The organism is Pseudalkalibacillus sp. Hm43 (genome assembly GCF_051842935.1).
GTDB lineage: Bacteria > Bacillota > Bacilli > Bacillales > Fictibacillaceae > Pseudalkalibacillus.
Map to the genome: position 1 here is coordinate 3,133,248 of NZ_JBPXRR010000001.1, position 20,900 is coordinate 3,154,147.

Consider the following 20,900-nt stretch of genomic DNA (forward strand, 5'->3'; position numbering starts at 1 on the left):
TACAAAAAAGCCAGAATGGATCACTCCATCCTGGCTTCATCTATGCCCCTGGCGGCATTCCACTTTCATCATGACGCCGTTCGAGGTTAACGAATTTATTGTATTCTTTTACAAAGGCGAGCTCTACAGTTCCGACTGGACCGTTACGTTGCTTCGCGATAATGATTTCAATGATGTTCTTGCTTTCACTTTCCTTATCGTAGTAGTCGTCACGATATAAGAAGGCGACGATATCGGCATCCTGCTCGATACTTCCGGATTCACGGATATCGGACATCATCGGACGCTTATCCTGACGGGACTCAACCCCACGGGAGAGCTGAGACAGGGAGATGACTGGAACTTCAAGTTCACGTGCCAACCCTTTCAATGAACGGGAAATTTCAGAGACTTCCTGCTGACGGTTCTCTCCGGATTTTCCACCATTCCCACGAATCAACTGCATATAGTCGATCAAAATCATGCCGAGGCCTTTTTCCTGTTTCAGACGACGGCACTTCGCACGGATATCACTGACTCGGACACCTGGCGTGTCATCAATATAGATACCAGCATTGGATAGACTTCCCATCGCCATCGTCAGCTTCTGCCAGTCTTCACTTTGCAGGTCACCAGTACGTAGACGTTGAGCATCGATGTTTCCTTCTGCACACAGCATACGCATGACGAGCTGTTCCGCCCCCATCTCCAAACTGAAGATCGCGACGTTTTCATCGGTCTTCGTTGCCACGTTTTGTGCGATGTTCAACGCGAATGCGGTCTTACCTACCGAAGGACGCGCAGCGACGATGATCAGGTCGTTCCGTTGGAACCCTGCGGTCATACGATCAAGCTCTACGAAACCAGTCGGAATCCCTGTGATGTCCCCTTTTTTATTCTGAAGCTGTTCAATGTTATCGTATGCGTCCACTAGGACATCTTTAATCGATACGAAAGCACCTGTGTTCTTCCGCTGTGCCACTTCCAGTATGTTTTTCTCCGCTTCGTTCAAAATCTCTTCGACTTCGTCCTCGCGGGAATAACCGTTGGCGGCAATATCGGTTGCCGTACGGATCAAACGTCTTAATAACGATTTTTCCTCGACGATATGGCCGTAATATTCAATATTTGCGGCAGTCGGGACCGAGTTCGCCAGGTCACTCAGGTACGATACGCCGCCAATTTCCTCTAGAAGCTTCCGATCCTGCAGCTCTGACGTAACGGTAACCAGGTCAATCGGCTCGCCTTTTTCCGAAAGGTCGACCATGACCGAAAAGATCCGCTGATGGGCAGCGCGGTAGAAATCTTCTGGCATCAACAGCTCAGTCGCTGTCGTCAATGCTTCGGGCTCGAGAAAGACAGCCCCGAGGACTGCCTGCTCTGCTTCTATATTGTGAGGAGGGATACGATCCGAAAATAGATCACTCATTGCTTTTCCTCCTTATTACTTCTGTTCTGAGACATGTACTTTTAGCGTAGCCGTCACTTCAGGGTGAAGTTTGACGGGAACATTCGTGTAACCAAGCGAACGGATTGGCTCTGAAAGTTCAATTTTCCGTTTATCGACTTTGTATTTTTTCTTCTTCAATTCATCCGCAATCTGCTTGCTTGTAACGGAACCGAATAAACGACCGCCTTCTCCGGCTTTGGTAGAAAGTTCAACCGTGAGCTTCTCAAGCTCGTCTTTCAACGCAACAGCTTCAAGACGTTCATCTTCGGCTTTCTTTTCTTCACTTTCTTTCTTTTTCTCTAATGACTTCAGATTGCCTTTATTCGCTTCTGCCGCCAGGTTGTTCGGGAACAAGTAGTTTCGAGCGTATCCTTCGGAAACGTTCTTCACTTCACCTTGTTTTCCTTTTCCTTTTACATCCTTTAAGAAAATGACTTTCATTCCTCGTCTCCCCCTTCAAAATATTCATCTAATATCTCTTTTAAGCGTAGTTCCGCTTCTTCTATCGTAACGTCTTCCAATTGAGCGGCTGCATTTGTCAAATGCCCTCCACCGTTCAATTTCTCCATGATCATTTGAACGTTCACGTCCCCTAATGAACGGGCACTAATACTTATTTTATCATCAATTCGCTTGGAAATGACAAACGATGCAAGAACGCCGGACATAGAGAGAAGTGTGTCCGCTGCTTGCGCGATCAACACTTGGCCATATTCCTCGTCCTCTTCCCCTAGGGCGATAGCAATTCCGCCTTTATAGATTGCAGCATTTTCAATCAATCTGGAACGCTTCACGTATCGATCAAGGTCCTCTTTCAGGAATTTCTGGACTAGTATCGTATCCGCTCCATGTGACCTCAAGTAAGAAGCGGCGTCAAATGTTCTTGAACCGGTTCGTAGCGTAAAGCTCTTCGTATCTACAATGATACCGGCAAGTAAAGCGGTAGCTTCCAGGATATCCATCTTACGAAGCTTTGGTTGATACTCCAATAGCTCAGTCACGAGCTCGGCTGTCGATGACGCATAAGGTTCCATATAGACAAGGACTGGATCATCAATGAAATCTTCACCACGGCGGTGATGATCGATGACGATCACTTTTTCCAGCTTATTCAGCAGCTTCTCTTCAATCACAAGAGATGGTTTGTGGGTATCTACGACAACGAGCAATGTATTCGGTGTCGCACGTTCCAACGCTTCTTCAGGCGTAATGAAATGCTCCCACAACTCTTCTTTCTCCCGGACTTCTTCCAACAGTCTCTGGATACCGATATCGATATCGTTCGGATCCAGCACAATACTTCCGGGCTTTTCGTTGATACTTGCGACCTTCAGAATTCCGATGCTTGCGCCAATCGCGTCCATATCTGGGTTCTTATGCCCCATGACAATGACTTGATCGCTATCCGACACCAGTTCCGTCAATGCATGAGAAATAACCCGTGCACGGACCCGTGTTCGTTTTTCCATCGGATTCGTCTTACCGCCATAAAAACGGACTTTGCCATTCGTCTGTTTGATCGCGACTTGGTCTCCGCCTCGGCCGAGGGCAAGATCCAAGCTGGATTGAGCAAGCTGACCAAGATCCGGTAAGTTTGCAGAGCCGCTTCCTAAACCGATACTCAATGTTAATGGAATGTTCTGCTTCGACGTCAATTCACGCACTTCATCCAACACCGCGAATTTCGTCTTCTCCAATTCCGACAAAATTCGCTGATTCAGGACCGCTACAAAACGTTCAGAAGATGTCCTCTTCAGGAAAATGCCATAATCGTTCGCCCATTGGTTCAGGATGGAAGTGACCTTGCTGTTGATGTTGCTTCGGACTTGATCGTTCATCCCTTGTGTCACTTCATCATAGTTATCTAAGAAGATAAGCCCCATGACCGTTTGTTCTTCATCATACAGGCGTTCTACTTCGACTTGTTCGGTTACATCTGAAAAATATAACAGACGTTCTTCCCTTTTTAAATAGACTCGGTACTTCCTTTTATTGACTTTGATGATATCTTCTTTCTCTTCTCCTTTGATGAAAGGGATCAGTTCTTCAGAAATCAGGTTCAAGGAGTTGCCGATGAACGATTCTTGTTCGATGATCGTCGTCAAATACGGGTTCGTCCACTCGATCTTGTATTGTTCATCATAGAGGATGATTCCGATCGGCATTTCCATCAACGCTTCTTCCCCGACTTTCTTAACACGATGGGAAAGCGTCGATATGTAATCCTCGATCTTTGTCCTGAATTCCAATTCTTTCATTAACGCAAAATAAATCGTCGCTCCTAACAGGAAAAAGGCAACGATTCCGAATATCCAATTATAGTAGGTTATGACACCAATAAATATAGCCAAAATGACAAGCAGCAATACGATATGCAGCTCCTGCCACCTTTTCTCAAAAAACTTTGGCATGAAGGTCAGCTCCCATGCTTCAGGCTTTAATCCGATTCCTTAAATCAAATCCTAAGTCAATTATACCTAAGATTCGAATGACATAAAATCCTACTGGAATGATAAATAGTGAGATTGTTATGAGTACAGGAATCGTTTTTCCTTTGTTCTTTTTCCAAAAGTAAAAATAAATGAATGCTAAACCTTGAATCACCAGGACGATTTCAAGGACAAGATAAAGATTCATCGTAATGATATAGAGTGCCGATCCCTCCTCTGGATTGGTGAGAAACAGGAGAATGACGGCTAGATAATACCAGATGATGCTCTTCGGGAAAGACCAATAACGGAATGGCTTCCAGTCTGGTATTTCGATTTTGAACCTTTTCAGAAACAAGTTGGAAACAACCACTGTAAGGAATGCGAAGAATACGGATAAAATCACAATCAAAGCCGGTAAAATGTATGGAACGATGGATAAGAGCTCACGTAGCTGCCCTACCGTCTGTTCAACATCTCCACCCAACATGCCACCGACCTCTTCTGTCAATCGGATGGACTCTTCAAGAGATTCCTTGAGTTGAGTTGCTAGATTGATATCCAATAGAATGATGCTCATCACATAAATCAATACGAAGTTCACGAGATAAGTGAGCGTCGCACCTAACAGTACCGCAAACATTCCACTCTTCTTACGATATAAATGGCCTAGAACGATTCCAACTGAGCCAAATAAAATCGGTACGTTGATGGCTGCCAGACTACCAACAATCACGGACAAGACAAGGGTCGTTGCAAAGAACAATAAGCTCTTCTTGAAACCGTGTCTTACTGTATATAGGATGAAAGGCAAGGATAATAGAAACAACGTAACTATTGATAAAACCGGTATATATAGAGTTATTAAAAATAATACTGCATAAACAGATGCCAGTATAGCACCTTCTGTCAGCGCTCGCGTTCGATTCACAGTGTCACCTCATCTGTCTTCCGTTTCGAAACACCTTTTTCATTGTATGGGTTCTTGTAGTCTCATTCAATGTTTACCTTACCCCTCAGTCATAAAAAGTGTTTCTTCTTCATGTTAGCCGAGATAACGAGGATTTAACCTTTCTTCGGTAACGGTACCTTCTTTTACACGCATATGATAAGCATACGCTTCTTGTCGGGATGAGACAATCCCCATTAGTTCACCATCTACATAATGGAGAGCGACACCATCATCCGCTGCAATACCTTCCTTCACCTTTCCTTCCGATAAAAGGCGATGATACGAAGGTCTCCGGGTCTCTTCTCCGTCAAAGTGGGGACAGTTGCTTCCTTTCAAAAACCCGAGGCAAGTGATCGGAGAGATTTTTCCAGGATAAGAATCGGTCAGACCTTGCTCAAACCAACAGATCGAACCTGCACTTAAGCCAGCCAAAATCCGTCCGCTTTTCCAGGCACGGTACAGAATCGTATCGAGTCCCCATTCTTTCCATAATGCGAGGAGATTCTTCGTATTGCCTCCACCAACGTACACAATGTCTTGGCTCATCACAAACGCTTCTATGGATTGGGGAGGTTTGTAGAGGGATAGATAGCTTGGTTCGCACTCCAGTGTGTTGAAGGCTGTCATGAAGCGCTCAATATATCCCTCTGCATCCCCGCTCGCTGTTGGGATGAAACATATCTTCGGTTTTTTCTGATTAGCTTGTTCAAGTATGTATTGATCCAATAGGAGGTTATCGGGTTCCATCGAAAAACCGCCACCGCCCATCGCGATGATGTGTGATTTCATCAGCATGTCCTCCTGGTCAAAAAACGTTATAAGAGGATACTTTCCATGGATCTGATGAATTTCCTTCAAAAAATAAAAAAGAGCTTATTGAAGCTCCTATCATTCGTTCAATGTTCATTTATATTTATGAGCCAGCTAATGGATACGTTGTCATGCGTGCCGATTTATTTTACATCGTGTGTCAAGCGATGGAGGACATCTCTACACTGGAAATCGAGATGAGGGTTTTAACAATAAAGGAGAATGGGGTGGCATCGCACTTCAAGTGTCGATTAGCTAGCTACAATACATACTATGCTTGGTGGACAAGTCTGTTTGGACAAGTGTTGACGTCTCCTGCACATTTTTTAAAAGAAAAGCTGAAGCGGCTCGAGTAACTCCGATGGCTACTGGAAGTCCACTGAGGAGGCTGTGGCCGCCGCAAGGGGACTGAAGTAGTCCAAGGAGTTAGCCGCTGAAGCTAGACACCACACCCTGATTCAAACCTTTTTTTATGTAATCAAAAACAGCAGGGAACAAATCCCTGCTGTCATTCATACTACTCAGCTGAGTATGGAAGCAATGCCATTTGACGGGCACGCTTGATTGCTCTTGTCAATTGTCGTTGATACTTCGCAGAAGTTCCGGTTACACGACGTGGAAGAATCTTTCCACGCTCAGAAACGAAACGCTTTAGAAGATCAATGTCTTTATAGTCGATGTAGGTAATTTGGTTTACTGTGAAGAAACAAACCTTTTTACGCTTTCTGCCTCTAGGTCGAGCCATTATTACCCCTCCTTCTCATTTTTTGTAGAATATATCGTCAGTCGATGTCCTTAGAACGGCAGGTCGTCATCAGAGATGTCGATTGGCTTACCGTCGTTTGCGAAAGGATCATCATTAAAGTCGTTATTACGGTTCTGATTGCCACCGCCGAAATTCTTATTACCAGAATTTCCGTAGCCGCCTTGACCACCTTGTCCTGAACCTGAACCAGCGAATGGATTGTTGTTGTCATTGTTTCCATATCCACCGCCACCCTGGCTGGACCCTTTAGGCTCAAGGAATTGGACACTTTCTGCCATCACTTCGGTTACGTATACTCGGCGACCTTCGTTGTTATCATAAGATCGAGTCTGCAAACGGCCGTCTACACCTGCAAGACTTCCTTTTTTCAAGAAATTCGCTGCGTTTTCAGCTTGTCTGCGCCACACTACGACGTTGATGAAGTCCGCTTCACGGTCACCTTGTTGGTTCGTGAATGGACGGTTCACAGCTAGTGTGAAATTCGCTACGGCAACTCCGTTCGGAGTATATCGTAGCTCTGGATCTTTCGTTAGTCGGCCGACAAGAATAATGCGGTTGATCACCAGAACCACTCCTTAAATTACTGCTGTTCGTTAACGATAGTCATAAAACGAAGAACACTGTCGTCGATCTTCATTAGACGGTCAAATTCGTTGATAGCTTCAGTTTCTGCATTTACATACATAACTTTGTAGTAGCCATCACGGAAATCATTGATTTCGTAAGCAAGACGACGCTTACCCATGTCATCAACTTTTTCAATTTCTGCACCGTTCTCTTTAAGGATGCTTTCAGCTTTTTCAGCAGTAGCTTTTTGAGCTTCCTCTTCTAGATTCGGGCGCAGAATGTACATGATTTCATATCTACGCATTCCGGTCACCTCCTTTTGGTCTTAGCGGCTTTTACTGTTTCGTAAAAGCAAGGAGAGTCAATTATTTAGACAATAATAACTCACACCGAACCATTATAGCAAAAAGCCCATGCATAGACAAGGGTCTCAGCACAAACAAAGATAAACGATTTGTTAATTGTAACAAACAAGAAACGACCACCGAAATCGATGGTCGTTAATTATTGTTGTTTTATACGTTGAAACGGAAGTGGATGACGTCTCCGTCTACGACGACGTATTCCTTTCCTTCCAGTCTTACTTTTCCATTTTCACGAGCGATGCCCATTGAGCCTGCATCAACAAGATCATCATAAGAAACAACTTCTGCACGGATGAATCCACGTTCGAAATCTGTGTGGATGATTCCCGCTGCTTGAGGTGCTTTCGTCCCCTGGCGGAATGTCCAAGCACGCACTTCTTGCTCCCCAGCTGTAAAGTACGTTGCCAGACCTAAGAGATTGTATGCTGCACGAATCAATTGATCGAGTCCGCTTTCTTCGATTCCAAGCTCTTCAAGGAACGCCTGCTTCTCTTCACCCTCAAGTTCAGCAATTTCCGATTCTACTTTTGCACTGATGACGATGACTTCTGCATTTTCGTTCGCAGCATAGTCACGAACACGCTCAACAAGTTCGTTTCCGCCTTCGAGCAGATCTTCTTCTGCTACGTTCGCTACATAAAGAACAGGCTTCATCGTTAACAAGTGAAGTCCATGAACGACTTTCTTTTCCTCTTTTGACAGTTCCACGCTACGTGCTGGCTGCTCTGCTTCAAAAGCTGCCTTCAGCTTTGAAAGGATTTCGAATTCATAGGATGCTTCTTTATCTTTTTGACGTGCCAATTTTTCAACACGTGCAATTCGTTTTTCAATCGTATCCATATCAGCGAAGATCAATTCTAGATTGATTGTCTCGATATCATCAATTGGATCGACTTTCCCTGAAACGTGTGTGATGTTCTCATCATCAAAACAACGGACCACATGAGAAATCGCATCGACCTGGCGGATATGTGAAAGGAACTGGTTTCCGAGACCTTCTCCTTTACTTGCGCCTTTTACAATACCAGCGATGTCAGTGAATTCAAAGTGAGTCGGGACAGTTTTCTTAGGATTGACCAGCTCTGTCAGCTTCTGTAGTCGAGAATCTGGCACATCTACAATCCCAACGTTGGGGTCGATTGTACAGAACGGATAGTTTGCACTTTCTGCTCCTGCTTGTGTAATTGCATTGAATAGTGTGGATTTACCTACGTTCGGCAACCCCACGATTCCAGTTGTTAACGCCATCTATATACACTCCTTTTAGGTTTGAACACGAGTTCTACATCTTTTCCAATTATAGAGAGAAGTGTTGAAAAAAACAAGCAACGAAACGCTATTCCATCACCCTTCCCCTGTTACATTTGTTTCACGTGGAACACATTCCAGTCGCATTAAAAAAAGTAAGTCGATCGACGACTTACTCTTTTTCAGTCAAAACTCTCTTCATCTTTCTCACGAACTCTTTTCTTGGAAGCAAGACACTATGTTCGCATCCCATGCATTTAATCCGGATATCCGCACCCAAACGGATGACTTTCCAACGATTTTCACCGCACGGATGAGGTTTCTTCATTTCGACTACGTCGTTCAGCTCGAATTCTTTTGTCTGGCTCATAGCGTCCTTTCCCTCCATTCATCTCGAATTGATAACTTTATCTTACAAAAGGTTTACCATTCTCCGCAATACATCTTTCGTTATAGTTCACTCGAAATTCATCTAATTTTTACCTTACAAGTGTTCTCTGTACCCCTTTTTGTTCATGAAAGGGTACAAAAGGATGGCAGCAAGAATGTAAAGGTTAAGGATGCCGTAAATCGGGTATAAAATCGCTATAAGCGTAGAAAATCCAAAGCTTGTCATCGGCATCATGATCAATAATAAAATAGCGCTCATTAACCAGAGTGGTAGGTTAATCGTCTTTCGGAATCTCGATATTATGCCGAAAACACCTGATGCCGCTGTCGTATAGATGGCGATCCATAATAGGACCGACATGATTAGCACCCAGAAGTAAGGATAATGCTTCAAGATTGCGAACAGCGGTATTTCATATAAGACGATCTCATTTGCGATAGACAACAACGATTGATTGTACAATAACGAGATACCTCCAAGTATGACGCCACTTCCGATACTTGCAATGAGAATTTCCCCTTTTCTCTGAATCTGGTTCCCAACAGCTGATAATACAGCAACAAGCGGTAGAATATTCAGTGCCGTAAAAGTGAATGCGGATGGCCAATTGGCATGATGACGGAAATCAAAGGGAAGTTCGTCCATATGATGTTTCGTGAATACAAATAATACGAACACAAGTAAGATGACGAGGATCGGAATGACGAATGCATTCATGGAGATCATACCTTCAACATCCCAGAAAAAGAGTAGAACGAGCAACGCCATAATGAATAAGACACCGAACCAATATGGGATGCGGAACGTGTGTAATGTCGCCCCACCCCCAGCTAACATGACGACCGTTGTAGAGAATAAATACAATATGATCAATAGATCGAACACTGTGGTAAGTCGTGAACCGATGAGCTTTTCCAAAATCGGTCGATAGTGAATGGTTTTTTCTTTGAAACTCATCGACATGATGATATAACAGCAAAAACTGAACAATAGGGAAAATAGAATGATAGCAAGTACACTTTCTTGACCAAAAAATTGCCACAGCTCCCGGCCTGAGGCATAACCTGCTCCAATGACAGTACCCAATATCAGAAACATCCATTGAAATCCTGCTCTCACCAACTCGTTATCCTCCCTAACGTTTAGTATTTATCGGATTTATGTATAACGTCCAAATTTTATCCGTATACTGATACTACTATTACAAAGGAGAGGGTCCTATGAATCTAAAACGGAGAATACTTCCAAAAAAACCGTTTCAATATAAAGTTCATCATGAAGATGCGGATGCGATTCAAGAAATTACCCGTAACCTAGTCAAACTCCTTCCAAATTCAAGACCGATTGTCATTGTTTGCATTGGAACTGATCGTTCGACAGGTGACTCTTTAGGACCACTAGTCGGAACGAAGTTGAAAGCGAAACATTCTGCTTATTATGAAGTTTATGGGACCCTTGAAGACCCTGTTCATGCTGTGAATCTCGAGGAAAAACTCGACCAAATCAAAAAAGAACACATCAATCCGTTCATTATCGGAATTGACGCATGCCTCGGTAAATTAAGCAGTGTCGGGATGGTATCGTTAGGAGAAGGTCCTGTAAAACCAGGTGCTGCGGTCAAAAAACAGCTACCTCCAGTCGGTGAAATCCACATGACCGGAATCGTCAACGTAAGTGGGTTCATGGAGTACTTCGTCTTACAAAATACCCGATTGAATCTCGTCATGAAGATGGCTGATCTGATTGCAGAAGGCATCTACTTGTCGAGTTTGAGGAAAAGCTTCCAGAAACGACCACCGGAAAGTACAATCACGAAAGATATTGCAGAATTGCATTAAAAAAGGCAGACCGTCATGGTCCGCCTTTTTATTTTTATAGAGGAATGAATGAGAAAAAGTCTAAGATGGTGTTTTTATAAGGTAAAAGATAAATCAACACACCTGCTACCACTAAGCTCGGTAGTAGATTCAATACCTTCACATGGATGATCTTCAACAGGTTGAGGCCGATGGCACAGATGAGGATTCCACCCGTCGCTGTCAGCTCTGTAATTAACACTTGAAGCTGATCCGGGCTGAACAAGCTCTGGATTTGTGTTGCCATCAGGGCAATCGTCCCCTGATACAATACGACTGGTACAGCAGAAAAGATGACTCCAAAACCCATCGTGGTCGTAAAGATCATTGAAATGAAGGCGTCGATCAAAGCCTTCGTATAAAGCACTTCATGGTCAAGTCGCAGACCGCTGTCCAAAGCCCCGACAACCGATAGCGCGCCGATTACGAATACAAGTGTCGCTGTAACAAATGCTTTTGCGACACTTCCCTCCCGCTTAGCACCAGCTCTCTTTTCAATCCAAGCACCGAGGTTATTAAGATGGTCATCCAGCTTCAAGCTTTCCCCGATCACCCCTCCAAGTGCGAGACTGATGATCACGATGAGAATATGATTGCTTTGCAGTCCCATTTTGATCCCTAATAAAACAACAGCTAATCCCATTGCCTGTAGTACGGTCGTTTTTGTGCTTTCAGGGATTTTCGTGAAGATCAAGCCGAACAACGTTCCTAACGCAATGGCTAAACCATTGACAAGTGTCCCAAGCAGTACCATGATTCCCCTACTTTCCATTTATATGACTAAAAAGTAATCGCATTTATCTTTCATAATATTCGAAAAGAAAAACCATCGAAGTCGATGGTTTTGGTCTACTCTCTACCTTCTAATAACTCTAATATACGATTCAAGTCGTCCTTTGAAAAGAAGTCGATTTCGATCTTTCCTTTTTGTTTCGTCTGCTTGATCGTAACAGGTGTTCCAAAACGTTCTCTTAAACTGGATTCTTTTTCTTTAACGAATACGTTCTTTTCAGGTTTCTTTTTCTTTGTTTCACGTGAAACATTCTGGTTCAATTGTTGTACAAGAAGTTCCACTTGGCGCACACTCAAGTTGTCCTTCATGATTTTCTGGACGACAGAAGAAACGTGCGTTTTATTTTTAAGGGATAAAAGTGCTCGTCCATGACCCATCGACAGCTTTTTCTCTGCTAACAATTGTTGTACCAGCGCAGGCAGCTGCAGAAGTCTCAAGTGGTTCGCGATATGCGGTCGGCTTTTTCCTAAACGGCTTGCCAACTGTTCTTGCGTTAATTCCAACTCTTGCATGAGGCTGGCATAAGCTTGTCCTTCCTCAATTGGGTTCAAGTCTTCCCTTTGTAAGTTTTCAATCAATGCGAGTTCCATCATTTTCTGTTCGTTCAAATCTTTTACGAGAACCGGGATTTTTTTCAGGCCGCATTCCTTGGCTGCACGATATCTGCGCTCGCCGACCACAATTTCATACCCTTTGATGCTTTTCCGAACGACGATGGGCTGCAGAATACCATGCATTTCTATGGATTCTTTCAGCTCATTGATGGCATTCTGGTCAAACGTTTTTCTTGGTTGATATGGGTTGGGACGAATGTCACTGAGCTTGATTTCTTGGATCTCTTGTTCGGTTTCAGATTCATTCGTCGGGAAGAAAGCATTGATTCCTTTTCCTAATCCTCTAGCCATTCGACATCACTTCCTTTGCGAGGTCTAGATACACTTCCGCTCCCCGAGATTTCGGGTCATAGATAATGATTGGTTTCCCATGGCTGGGTGCTTCACTCAACCGGACATTCCTTGGAATGACAGTACCATACACTTTTTCTTGGAAATATTTCTTTACTTCTTCGATCACCTGGATGCCAAGATTGGTTCTGGCATCAAACATGGTGAGCAATACACCTTCTATACGTAAATCCGTATTCAAATGCTTTTGTACGAGACGGACTGTGTTCAAAAGCTGACTTAAGCCTTCCAGGGCATAGTATTCACACTGGACCGGAATGAGGACTGCATCTGATGCTGTCAAAGAATTGATCGTCAAAAGCCCTAATGAAGGGGGGCAATCAATGATAATATAATCAAATTGATGATTTACTTGCTCAAGCGCACGTTTCAATCGTACTTCTCGGGAAATCGTCGGTACGAGTTCGATTTCAGCTCCCGCAAGCTGAATGGAAGAAGGAATGATCGACAAGCCTTCTACATTCGTTTGTTGGATGACTTTTTGAGCGTCTACATCATCCACCAATACATCATAGATGCATTGATCAATGTCCCCTTTATCTATACCAACACCACTTGTGGCGTTTCCTTGAGGATCGATATCAATCATTAACACTTTCTTACCTAGATATGCTAGGCATGCTCCTAAATTCACTGATGTGGTCGTTTTGCCAACTCCGCCCTTTTGATTGGCAATTGCAATGACTTTCGCCACGATGTCACCTACCCTTACCCTACAACTACTTTTTCTTATTCTATCATGAATACGGAAAAAGGAATGATAATTTTAATACAAAGAAGACCAGCTACGGTGTGTAGCCAGCCCTCTCTATGAATCTATCGTCGATTGTGATTACTTTTTCGGAATACGAATGGTGATCTGATAGCAATCATCCAGGTCCTCTTCTGTTGTATCGATAGAAAGACCTGTTTGATGGACCATATCGATCGATTGGCGAATCGTATTCATCGCAAGGCGCATATCCTTACTTACCGATTTACGCTTTGGCTTCGGTTTCGCCTTTTTGTCTGGATCTTCAGCTTCTAATAGCTGCTTGATCCGTTCTTCCGTTTGTTTAACGTTCAGATTGCGTTCCTTAATTTCCTTCAGTACCTTTTCTTGTTTTTCAGGTACTTTCAATGAAATAAGCGCCCTTGCATGACGTTCTGTTATTTCTTTATTCAAAAGAGCATTTTGGACCGCATCAGGCAGCTTTAACAAACGAAGCTTATTCGCAATGGTCGATTGCCCTTTGCCCAACCGCTGGGCAAGACTTTCTTGCGTTAAGCCATGAATCTCAATCAATTTTGCATACGCTGTCGCTTCTTCAATGGCAGAGAGTTCTTCACGTTGCAAGTTCTCAATAAGCGCAATGGATGCCGTCTGAGACTCGTTGAATTCTTTGACGATTGCAGGAATCGTCAACCACCCGAGCTTTTGGACTGCACGGAAGCGGCGCTCCCCTGCAATGATCTCATATACATCCTCTCTACGGCGGACAACAATAGGCTGTATGATTCCATGTGTTTTAATCGTTTGAGACAATTCTTCTATTCGTTCATCAATAAAGACCGTACGTGGTTGGTATCGGTTCGGGACGATTTCTTTGATTGGTATTTGAAGCACTTCTTCGTTTCCACTGAACTCTTCTTCGATCGTTTCATTCTCGACAGTACCCTCTTCAGCCTCAGAAGTCTTTTCTCCCAGACCAAACAATCGTGAAAACGGATGTTTCATCTCTTACACCACCTTTTTCAAACTCCATACATAACTTTCTACAGGATGTTTCCTATATCCTTTCATGAAGAGGCATCTTTCTTCCGACAAAATAGGATGTTTCACGTGAAACTATAGTGGGGATTTGTTTGGCGTACCAGGCTTTCTTGGGTATTTTTTAGGTGTCGATTTTTGCTTATGAATGAAAATTAAATTCCGTTCGCTCTCTTCAATCGGTAGCTGGAACTGCTCTAAGTTTTCAAATCGGCCGCCTAATTGCGTAATTGCATTTTTAGCATCTTCCAGTTCTTCTGATGCATTGGCCGCTTTCATTGCTAAAAATGTACCGTTTTCTTTCACAAGCGGTAAACATAATTCCGCTAGCACAGAAAGGCGTGCGACGGCACGCGCAGTAACGAGATCATACTGTTCTCTGTGGAATTTGTTTTTTCCGAACGTTTCGGCGCGATCGTGGAAAAAATGCGTATTCGTTAGGTTCAATCTTTCAGATAAATGCTCTAAAAACGTCATCCGCTTTTTCAACGAATCAACGATCGTAATGTCTAGATGTGGAAAGCAGATTTTAATCGGTATGCTCGGGAAGCCGGCTCCGGCACCAACGTCACACATCTTTTCAATCTGGTTGAAATCGAAATGGAATGCCGCGCTGATCGAGTCGTAGAAGTGTTTCAAGTACACCCCTTCCCGGTCTGTAATCGCTGTCAAATTCATTTTCTCGTTCCATTCCACTAATGTTTCGTAATATGTATCAAATTGATGAAGCTGTTCAGGAGAAAGGGTGATCCCTTTCTCCTCCAGCTTTTGTTGGAATTGTTCAATGTTCATTGGTGCACCTCATTACTTGGCAAGTTTCGCAATCTTTCCTTGTTCAAGGTAGACGAGCAAAATGGAAATGTCAGATGGGTTCACACCTGAAACTCTGGACGCTTGGCCGACTGAAAGCGGGCGGACTTCAGCTAGCTTCTGCTTTGCTTCCGTTGCTAGACCATTGATCGCATCATAGTCGATATCTTCAGGGATCTTCTTTTCATCCATTTTCTTCACTTTTTCAACCTGTGCCAGTTGCTTATCTATATATCCAGCATATTTCGTCTGGATTTCAACCTGCTCCCCTACAACTTCCGGAACCTCTTGATCTGCCGGAGCAATTTCCGCAATTACGTCATAAGTGATTTCAGGTCTTCTCAATAATGAAGCTGCACTCATCGGTTCTTTCAGTGCACTACTTCCTGCTTTTTCAAGAATGGCTTGCGTCTGTTCATCCGGTTTGACGGACGTATGCTCCAGGCGGTTGATTTCCTCAGCAATTTGTTCTTTTTTATAAACAAAGCGTTGGTAACGGTCTTCTGGTACAAGTCCGATCTTGTAACCAAGCTCGGTTAAACGAAGATCAGCATTATCATGACGGAGCAAGAGACGGTATTCTGCTCTCGATGTAAGCAGACGGTAAGGTTCATTCGTCCCTTTCGTCACGAGATCGTCAATCAGAACTCCGATATATGCTTCGGAACGATCCAGGATGACTGGATCTTCACCTTGTGATTTTCGTGCAGCATTGATTCCAGCCATGATTCCTTGACCTGCGGCTTCTTCATATCCGCTTGTGCCGTTCAACTGCCCTGCCGTGAACAGGTTGTTCACCAACTTGGTCTCAAGTGATGGCCACAGCTGTGTCGGTACAATCGCATCATATTCAATCGCATATCCAGCGCGCATCATTTCCGCTTTTTCAAGACCCGGAATCGTTGCGAGGATTTTTCGTTGAATATCCTCCGGTAGACTCGTCGACAAGCCTTGTACATAGACTTCTTCCGTATTACGTCCTTCCGGCTCCAAGAAAATCTGATGGCGTGGCTTATCATTGAAACGCACGATTTTATCTTCAATAGAAGGACAATAACGAGGTCCTGTTCCTTGAATCATACCAGAATACATTGGTGAACGTTCCAGGTTCGAGTTAATCAGTTGATGCGTCACTTCACCTGTGTACGTCAACCAGCAAGGGATTTGATCGGTGATGTATTCCGTCGTCTCATAAGAGAACGCTCGCGGTTTATCATCTCCTGGCTGGATTTCCGTCTTACTGTAATCAATCGTGTGAGAATTGACACGAGGTGGTGTGCCTGTTTTGAAACGAACCATATTGAAACCAAGCTTCTTCAAGTCATGAGAAAGGTTGATTGACGGCTGCATGTTGTTCGGTCCGCTTTCATAAGTCAATTCACCGATGATGATCTTCCCTCTCAAGTACGTACCAGTTGTCACGACAACGCTGTTCGCATAGTAGGCAGAACCGGTTTTGGTCACGACACCTTTACATACTCCGTCTTCAATGATCAATTCTTCAACCATACCTTGGCGGAGTGTAAGGTTTTCTTCTTGTTCCATCGTCTTCTTCATTTCATTTTGGTACAGGAATTTATCTGCTTGCGCGCGTAGTGCACGAACAGCAGGTCCTTTTCCTGTGTTCAACATTTTCATCTGAATGTGGGTCTTATCAATGTTCCTTGCCATTTCCCCACCGAGGGCATCTATTTCACGGACGACAATCCCTTTTGCCGGACCACCGACGGATGGGTTACATGGCATATAAGCGATCGTATCCAAATTCAATGTCAGTACGAGGGTTTTCGCCCCCATTCTTGCTGAGGCCAGCGCTGCTTCTACTCCTGCATGGCCTGCTCCAACGACAATGACATCAAAGTTTCCCGCATCATATCGTTTCATATCGGAACCTCCTAATCGTTCCTAATTTATTTCCCGAGACAAAATTGTGAGAATAGCTGATCAATCAAGCTTTCTGATACAGTATCTCCGACAATTTCTCCTAAAATTTCCCAAGTTCTTGTGATATCGATCTGCACCATATCGACAGGAAGGCCAGCTTCAATACCATTAAAGGCTTCTTGCAAAGAACGCTTAGCCTGTTTCAGTAACGAAATATGTCTGGAGTTCGACACATAGGTCATATCTCCTAATTCGACACTACCTGAGAAGAAGAGTTCTTTGATGCTTTCCTCGAGCTCATCAATTCCCTTTTCTTCCTTAATCGACGTACTTACGACTGGATGGTCTTCGGCTAACTGTCGAACTTCATCCATGTCGATTCTCGAATCCAGATCAGTTTTATTCACAATGACGATAACATCCATCCCACGAGCTGCTTCGAACAATTTCCGATCTTCATCTGACAATGGTTCTCCATTGTTCAACAGCAATAAGATCAAGTCTGCTTCTTTCAATACTTGTCGAGAGCGCTCAACTCCGATCCGTTCGACAATATCTTCTGTCTCTCGTATACCTGCCGTATCGACAAGACGGAGCGGAACACCGCGAACATTTACATATTCCTCTATCACATCACGTGTCGTACCCGGTATATCCGTAACAATCGCTTTATTTTCATGAACGAGACTGTTCAATAAGGATGATTTCCCGACATTCGGACGACCGATGATAACCGTAGATAGTCCTTCACGGAGAATTTTCCCCTGTTCTGCAGTTTGAAGGAGCGAGTCGATTTCGCTTTGCACATATCCTAACTTCTCGTTTAAGAGCTGATGCGTCATTTCCTCTGCATCGTATTCAGGGTAATCGATGTTCACCTCTACATGGGCTACCGTTTCAAGCAATGTTTGACGAAGCGTGTGAATCAATTTAGACAGTCGACCTTCCATTTGATTCAAAGCGACGTTCATCGCTCGATCGGTTTTGGCGCGGATCAGATCCATGACCGCTTCTGCTTGAGAAAGATCGATTCGACCATTCAAGAAAGCTCGTTTCGTGAATTCCCCAGGTTCAGCGAGTCGCGCTCCACCGCTCAAGGCAAGTTCAAGGACCCGGTTCACAGATACAAGCCCACCGTGACAGTTGATTTCCACCACATCTTCTCGAGTGAAGGTCTTCGGAGCCTTCATGACAGTTACCATGACTTCTTCCGCTTTTTCCCCTGTATCTGGGTCAATGATATAGCCATAATGGATCGTATGGCTTTCTACCTCTTTCAACGATTGCTTTCCCCGGAACATTCGATCCGCAATATCCAGCGCATCATCCCCACTCAAACGAACGATCGCGATCGCGGCTTCTCCCATAGGAGTCGATATCGCTGTAATCGTATCTCCTTCCATCGATTTCACCTCTTTTCTCTATGTTTTCCCGAATCATGCTTCCTAACACAATAGAATAGCACACTTTCGAATCTCTATAAATCATCTATTGGTAGAATTTGATTGCATTACCTGCATTTTATCCACTGTGGATAACTTTTAACGGTCTTTTTCGACCTATTTTTGCACTTATCCACAACATACTAGTTTAGTTCTTTCCAGCACAAGAATCAATCTAAAACTTCTGGGTGATTTTCTAAAACCGAACACTGTTTTTCTAAAACGAGCTGCTGTTTTTCTAAAACCAGCCTCTCAATTTCTAAAACGACCACCTATTTTTACAAAACAAGCGCGTCTATTTCTAAGACAGCACAATTTTCACGGTAAATCTCGCTAAAAAAGTGCTGATCCTCCTACCATTTAAGGGTAGCTAAGAATCAGCACTCGTATAAGTTACAGTTTCATTTAGATCGATGAAGGTTTGATGACCACGCGACGATGTGGTTCACTGCCTTCCGATGAGGTTTGCACTTTATTGTTGGATTTCAATGTCATATGGATGATTTTCCGTTCCATCGACGGCATCGGTTCCAACGATACTTTCTTGTTGATTTTCAACGCTTTGGAAGCTAAACGATGGGCAAGTCTTTCGAGCGTTTCTTTCCTTCGCTCACGATAGTTTTCAGCATCTAAGATCACTCGTTGATATTCATCAGAAGATTTATTGGCTACAAGGTTCGTCAAATACTGAAGTGCATTCAACGTTTGGCCTCTTTTTCCAATCAAGATCGCAATCTTCTCACTTGATAGGTCCAATACGGTACCATCTTCGTCTTCCTTCACTTCAACGGACAGTTCAACACCCATTTTCGCAGCGACCTTTTTCAAAAATTCGATGGAATCTTCGATAGGATCAACCTTCAAAGTGACTTGAACGACCGCAGGCTTGGAACCAAGTCCCAGAAACCCTTTCTTAGCATCTTCTAAGATCGAAATTTCAACTTTTTCTTCTGATGTTTGTAATTGAGCTAATGCTTCTTGGACTGCTTCTTCAACTGACTTGCTCGTTATCGTTAATTGCTTCACTTTTTCGCGCCCCCCGTAGCATTACTTTCCTTATTTTTCATAGGAAGAGTAATAAAGTAGGTTTGTGCAATCATGAACAGGTTTCCGACTACCCAATAAAGGGAAAGTGCAGCTGGGAATGATATTGCGAAGACGATAATCATGATCGGCATGATGTAAAGCATCATCTTCATTTGCGGATTGGCAGACATCGCATCTGACCCGCCCATCATAATCTTCTGTTGTAAATAAGTCGTCACACCTGCAATTAATGGTAAGAGATAATATGGATCGGGACTTCCAAGGTCAAACCATAGGAAGTTATGTTCCGCAATCGCTTCTGTTCGCATAATTGCATGATAGAATCCTAATAAAATCGGCATTTGGATAATCAATGGCATACAACCAGCTAAAGGATTGACGCCATGTTTTTGGAACAACTGCATCGTCTCTTGCTGTAATTTCTGTTGAGTCTTCTGGTCTTTTGAGCTGTATTTTTCTCGCAATGCTTTGATTTCAGGTTGAATCTGCTGCATTGCCATAGAACTTTTTGTCTGTTTAATCATTAATGGTAATAATACTAAACGGATCAACAGGGTTACGATGACGATTCCGAGGCCATAGTTTTCATTAAAGAACTCAGCTACCTCAGTAATCAACCAGGATAATGGATAGACGAAGTACTCGTCCCAAAATCCAGTACTCTCATCTGTAATTGGTTTGTCAAGTGAACACCCTGCTAAAACTATAACCATGAAAATGGCTGAGATTATTAAGCCTATTCTCTTTCTCACTTGCTAAATCCTCCTTACAACGGTACCTTTCTACAAAAAAAGGTTATTCCCGATCCATCTTGTCCTTTTCAGGTACAGGATCTACTCCACCTGGATGAAAAGGATGACATTTCAAAATCCGCTTCAATGTCAGCCATCCTCCAGCAAACGCGCCATGCTTTTGTATCGCCTCTAATCCGTATGATGAACAGGTCGGATAGAATCGGCACGATGGCGGAGTAAATGGAGATATGCCTTTTCGATAGATTTGGATGATGAACATCAATATATATTTCATACCATTATCCTCTCGATGTTTTCAATAGTTTAGAGCGTTTCATGACATGGATCAAACTGCTCTTCACTTCATGGAAATCCATATTAGAGGTTGGTTTTCTTGCGATTATGACATAATCATAGGAATTTCGAATTTCTTCATCAATTTGATGAAAAGCTTCTCGGACATACCTTTTCACCCGGTTTCGGGTAACAGCATTACCGATTTTTTTACTCACCGACAAACCCAACCGGAAGTAATCCTGGTTCGGTTTCTTCAAAAAATAAACGACGAATTGTCGGTTTGCGAAGGATTCACCATTTCGGAAAACCGCTTGGAATTCCTCGTTTTTCTTTATTCGATACTTCTTCTCCATCCGGATTCACTC

Annotated in this window: 23 protein-coding genes; 1 reads left to right on the forward strand and 22 read right to left on the reverse strand. The window is 43.4% G+C overall.

The window, feature by feature from the left end; translation table 11 throughout:
- Window positions 1-40 precede the first annotated feature (40 nt).
- From dnaB to ACSVDE_RS16205, 11 genes are all read right to left on the reverse strand, one after another.
- On the reverse strand, window positions 41-1,408 hold the full coding sequence (dnaB, locus tag ACSVDE_RS16155) for a replicative DNA helicase (protein ID WP_439301875.1): 1,368 nt from the start codon (window positions 1,406-1,408) through the stop codon (window positions 41-43).
- A gap of 15 nt (window positions 1,409-1,423) precedes the next feature.
- Window positions 1,424-1,870 (reverse strand): 50S ribosomal protein L9, encoded by a 447-nt coding sequence (rplI, locus tag ACSVDE_RS16160; protein WP_439301876.1) that lies wholly within the window; start codon window positions 1,868-1,870, stop codon window positions 1,424-1,426.
- Window positions 1,867-3,840 (reverse strand): DHH family phosphoesterase, encoded by a 1,974-nt coding sequence (locus tag ACSVDE_RS16165; protein WP_439301877.1) that lies wholly within the window; start codon window positions 3,838-3,840, stop codon window positions 1,867-1,869. Before ACSVDE_RS16165 ends, rplI begins: the two co-directional genes overlap by 4 nt.
- Before the next feature lie 19 nt (window positions 3,841-3,859).
- Window positions 3,860-4,789 carry a YybS family protein gene (locus tag ACSVDE_RS16170; RefSeq protein WP_439301878.1) on the reverse strand — a complete coding sequence of 310 codons (930 nt, stop codon included), beginning with the start codon at window positions 4,787-4,789 and terminating at the stop codon, window positions 3,860-3,862.
- Between the two features lie 114 nt (window positions 4,790-4,903).
- On the reverse strand, window positions 4,904-5,599 hold the full coding sequence (locus ACSVDE_RS16175; protein WP_439301879.1) for a Type 1 glutamine amidotransferase-like domain-containing protein: 696 nt from the start codon (window positions 5,597-5,599) through the stop codon (window positions 4,904-4,906).
- A 538-nt stretch (window positions 5,600-6,137) separates the two neighbouring features.
- The gene (gene rpsR / locus ACSVDE_RS16180) at window positions 6,138-6,365 is read right to left on the reverse strand and encodes a 30S ribosomal protein S18 (RefSeq protein ID WP_226552531.1); all 228 of its coding nucleotides are present in this window, start codon (window positions 6,363-6,365) and stop codon (window positions 6,138-6,140) included.
- 50 nt (window positions 6,366-6,415) lie between these two features.
- Window positions 6,416-6,949 carry a single-stranded DNA-binding protein gene (ssb, locus tag ACSVDE_RS16185; protein ID WP_439301880.1) on the reverse strand — a complete coding sequence of 178 codons (534 nt, stop codon included), beginning with the start codon at window positions 6,947-6,949 and terminating at the stop codon, window positions 6,416-6,418.
- A gap of 17 nt (window positions 6,950-6,966) precedes the next feature.
- On the reverse strand, window positions 6,967-7,257 hold the full coding sequence (gene rpsF, locus ACSVDE_RS16190) for a 30S ribosomal protein S6 (protein WP_226552535.1): 291 nt from the start codon (window positions 7,255-7,257) through the stop codon (window positions 6,967-6,969).
- 211 nt (window positions 7,258-7,468) lie between these two features.
- Window positions 7,469-8,566 carry a redox-regulated ATPase YchF gene (ychF, locus tag ACSVDE_RS16195; RefSeq protein ID WP_439301881.1) on the reverse strand — a complete coding sequence of 366 codons (1,098 nt, stop codon included), beginning with the start codon at window positions 8,564-8,566 and terminating at the stop codon, window positions 7,469-7,471.
- A gap of 172 nt (window positions 8,567-8,738) precedes the next feature.
- Window positions 8,739-8,936: a DUF951 domain-containing protein gene (locus ACSVDE_RS16200; RefSeq protein ID WP_439301882.1), complete on the reverse strand. Its 198-nt coding sequence runs from the start codon at window positions 8,934-8,936 to the stop codon at window positions 8,739-8,741.
- Between the two features lie 114 nt (window positions 8,937-9,050).
- Window positions 9,051-10,055: a YkvI family membrane protein gene (locus ACSVDE_RS16205; protein WP_439301883.1), complete on the reverse strand. Its 1,005-nt coding sequence runs from the start codon at window positions 10,053-10,055 to the stop codon at window positions 9,051-9,053.
- A 122-nt stretch (window positions 10,056-10,177) separates the two neighbouring features.
- Between ACSVDE_RS16205 and yyaC the strand changes: the two genes are divergently transcribed.
- Window positions 10,178-10,795 (forward strand): spore protease YyaC, encoded by a 618-nt coding sequence (gene yyaC / locus ACSVDE_RS16210; protein WP_439301884.1) that lies wholly within the window; start codon window positions 10,178-10,180, stop codon window positions 10,793-10,795.
- A 34-nt stretch (window positions 10,796-10,829) separates the two neighbouring features.
- On the opposite strand, the gene ACSVDE_RS16215 is transcribed toward yyaC, so the two are convergent.
- The 11 genes from ACSVDE_RS16215 to rnpA all read right to left on the reverse strand — a co-directional run bounded on the left by ACSVDE_RS16215 (window position 10,830) and on the right by rnpA (window position 20,888).
- Window positions 10,830-11,567, reverse strand: coding sequence for a DUF554 domain-containing protein (locus tag ACSVDE_RS16215; RefSeq protein ID WP_439301885.1), 738 nt, complete (start codon window positions 11,565-11,567; stop codon window positions 10,830-10,832).
- 95 nt (window positions 11,568-11,662) lie between these two features.
- Window positions 11,663-12,511, reverse strand: a complete 849-nt coding sequence (locus ACSVDE_RS16220) for a ParB/RepB/Spo0J family partition protein (RefSeq protein ID WP_439301886.1) — start codon at window positions 12,509-12,511, stop codon at window positions 11,663-11,665.
- Window positions 12,504-13,265, reverse strand: coding sequence for a ParA family protein (locus ACSVDE_RS16225; protein ID WP_439301887.1), 762 nt, complete (start codon window positions 13,263-13,265; stop codon window positions 12,504-12,506). Before ACSVDE_RS16225 ends, ACSVDE_RS16220 begins: the two co-directional genes overlap by 8 nt.
- A 138-nt stretch (window positions 13,266-13,403) precedes the next feature.
- Entirely contained in the window at window positions 13,404-14,288 is an 885-nt protein-coding gene (gene noc / locus ACSVDE_RS16230; RefSeq protein WP_439301888.1) for a nucleoid occlusion protein, read from the reverse strand.
- Between the two features lie 111 nt (window positions 14,289-14,399).
- Window positions 14,400-15,113, reverse strand: coding sequence for a 16S rRNA (guanine(527)-N(7))-methyltransferase RsmG (gene rsmG / locus ACSVDE_RS16235; RefSeq protein ID WP_439301889.1), 714 nt, complete (start codon window positions 15,111-15,113; stop codon window positions 14,400-14,402).
- Window positions 15,114-15,125: 12 nt separating this feature from the next.
- The gene (gene mnmG, locus ACSVDE_RS16240; protein ID WP_439301890.1) at window positions 15,126-17,015 is read right to left on the reverse strand and encodes a tRNA uridine-5-carboxymethylaminomethyl(34) synthesis enzyme MnmG; all 1,890 of its coding nucleotides are present in this window, start codon (window positions 17,013-17,015) and stop codon (window positions 15,126-15,128) included.
- Between the two features lie 26 nt (window positions 17,016-17,041).
- On the reverse strand, window positions 17,042-18,418 hold the full coding sequence (gene mnmE / locus ACSVDE_RS16245; RefSeq protein ID WP_439301891.1) for a tRNA uridine-5-carboxymethylaminomethyl(34) synthesis GTPase MnmE: 1,377 nt from the start codon (window positions 18,416-18,418) through the stop codon (window positions 17,042-17,044).
- A 444-nt stretch (window positions 18,419-18,862) separates the two neighbouring features.
- Window positions 18,863-19,483 (reverse strand): RNA-binding cell elongation regulator Jag/EloR, encoded by a 621-nt coding sequence (jag, locus tag ACSVDE_RS16250; RefSeq protein WP_439301892.1) that lies wholly within the window; start codon window positions 19,481-19,483, stop codon window positions 18,863-18,865.
- Complete coding sequence (gene spoIIIJ / locus ACSVDE_RS16255; RefSeq protein ID WP_439302031.1) at window positions 19,480-20,217, reverse strand: YidC family membrane integrase SpoIIIJ; 738 nt, start codon at window positions 20,215-20,217, stop codon at window positions 19,480-19,482. The genes jag and spoIIIJ overlap by 4 nt, the downstream gene beginning before the upstream one ends.
- A gap of 82 nt (window positions 20,218-20,299) precedes the next feature.
- On the reverse strand, window positions 20,300-20,533 hold the full coding sequence (gene yidD / locus ACSVDE_RS16260) for a membrane protein insertion efficiency factor YidD (protein ID WP_439301893.1): 234 nt from the start codon (window positions 20,531-20,533) through the stop codon (window positions 20,300-20,302).
- Window positions 20,534-20,537: 4 nt separating this feature from the next.
- The gene (gene rnpA, locus ACSVDE_RS16265; RefSeq protein ID WP_439301894.1) at window positions 20,538-20,888 is read right to left on the reverse strand and encodes a ribonuclease P protein component; all 351 of its coding nucleotides are present in this window, start codon (window positions 20,886-20,888) and stop codon (window positions 20,538-20,540) included.
- Window positions 20,889-20,900 lie beyond the last annotated feature (12 nt).

Coding starts and splice junctions, on each gene's coding strand:
- dnaB (WP_439301875.1), bottom strand. CDS start 1,408: ATGAGTGATCTATTTTCGGATCGTATCCCTCCTCACAATATAGAAGCA.
- rplI (WP_439301876.1), bottom strand. CDS start 1,870: ATGAAAGTCATTTTCTTAAAGGATGTAAAAGGAAAAGGAAAACAAGGT.
- ACSVDE_RS16165 (WP_439301877.1), bottom strand. CDS start 3,840: ATGCCAAAGTTTTTTGAGAAAAGGTGGCAGGAGCTGCATATCGTATTG.
- ACSVDE_RS16175 (WP_439301879.1), bottom strand. CDS start 5,599: ATGAAATCACACATCATCGCGATGGGCGGTGGCGGTTTTTCGATGGAA.
- rpsR (WP_226552531.1), bottom strand. CDS start 6,365: ATGGCTCGACCTAGAGGCAGAAAGCGTAAAAAGGTTTGTTTCTTCACA.
- rpsF (WP_226552535.1), bottom strand. CDS start 7,257: ATGCGTAGATATGAAATCATGTACATTCTGCGCCCGAATCTAGAAGAG.
- ychF (WP_439301881.1), bottom strand. CDS start 8,566: ATGGCGTTAACAACTGGAATCGTGGGGTTGCCGAACGTAGGTAAATCC.
- ACSVDE_RS16200 (WP_439301882.1), bottom strand. CDS start 8,936: ATGAGCCAGACAAAAGAATTCGAGCTGAACGACGTAGTCGAAATGAAG.
- ACSVDE_RS16205 (WP_439301883.1), bottom strand. CDS start 10,055: ATGTTTCTGATATTGGGTACTGTCATTGGAGCAGGTTATGCCTCAGGC.
- yyaC (WP_439301884.1), top strand. CDS start 10,178: ATGAATCTAAAACGGAGAATACTTCCAAAAAAACCGTTTCAATATAAA.
- ACSVDE_RS16215 (WP_439301885.1), bottom strand. CDS start 11,567: ATGGTACTGCTTGGGACACTTGTCAATGGTTTAGCCATTGCGTTAGGA.
- ACSVDE_RS16220 (WP_439301886.1), bottom strand. CDS start 12,511: ATGGCTAGAGGATTAGGAAAAGGAATCAATGCTTTCTTCCCGACGAAT.
- noc (WP_439301888.1), bottom strand. CDS start 14,288: ATGAAACATCCGTTTTCACGATTGTTTGGTCTGGGAGAAAAGACTTCT.
- rsmG (WP_439301889.1), bottom strand. CDS start 15,113: ATGAACATTGAACAATTCCAACAAAAGCTGGAGGAGAAAGGGATCACC.
- mnmG (WP_439301890.1), bottom strand. CDS start 17,015: ATGAAACGATATGATGCGGGAAACTTTGATGTCATTGTCGTTGGAGCA.
- mnmE (WP_439301891.1), bottom strand. CDS start 18,418: ATGGAAGGAGATACGATTACAGCGATATCGACTCCTATGGGAGAAGCC.
- spoIIIJ (WP_439302031.1), bottom strand. CDS start 20,217: ATGGTTATAGTTTTAGCAGGGTGTTCACTTGACAAACCAATTACAGAT.
- yidD (WP_439301893.1), bottom strand. CDS start 20,533: ATGAAATATATATTGATGTTCATCATCCAAATCTATCGAAAAGGCATA.
- rnpA (WP_439301894.1), bottom strand. CDS start 20,888: ATGGAGAAGAAGTATCGAATAAAGAAAAACGAGGAATTCCAAGCGGTT.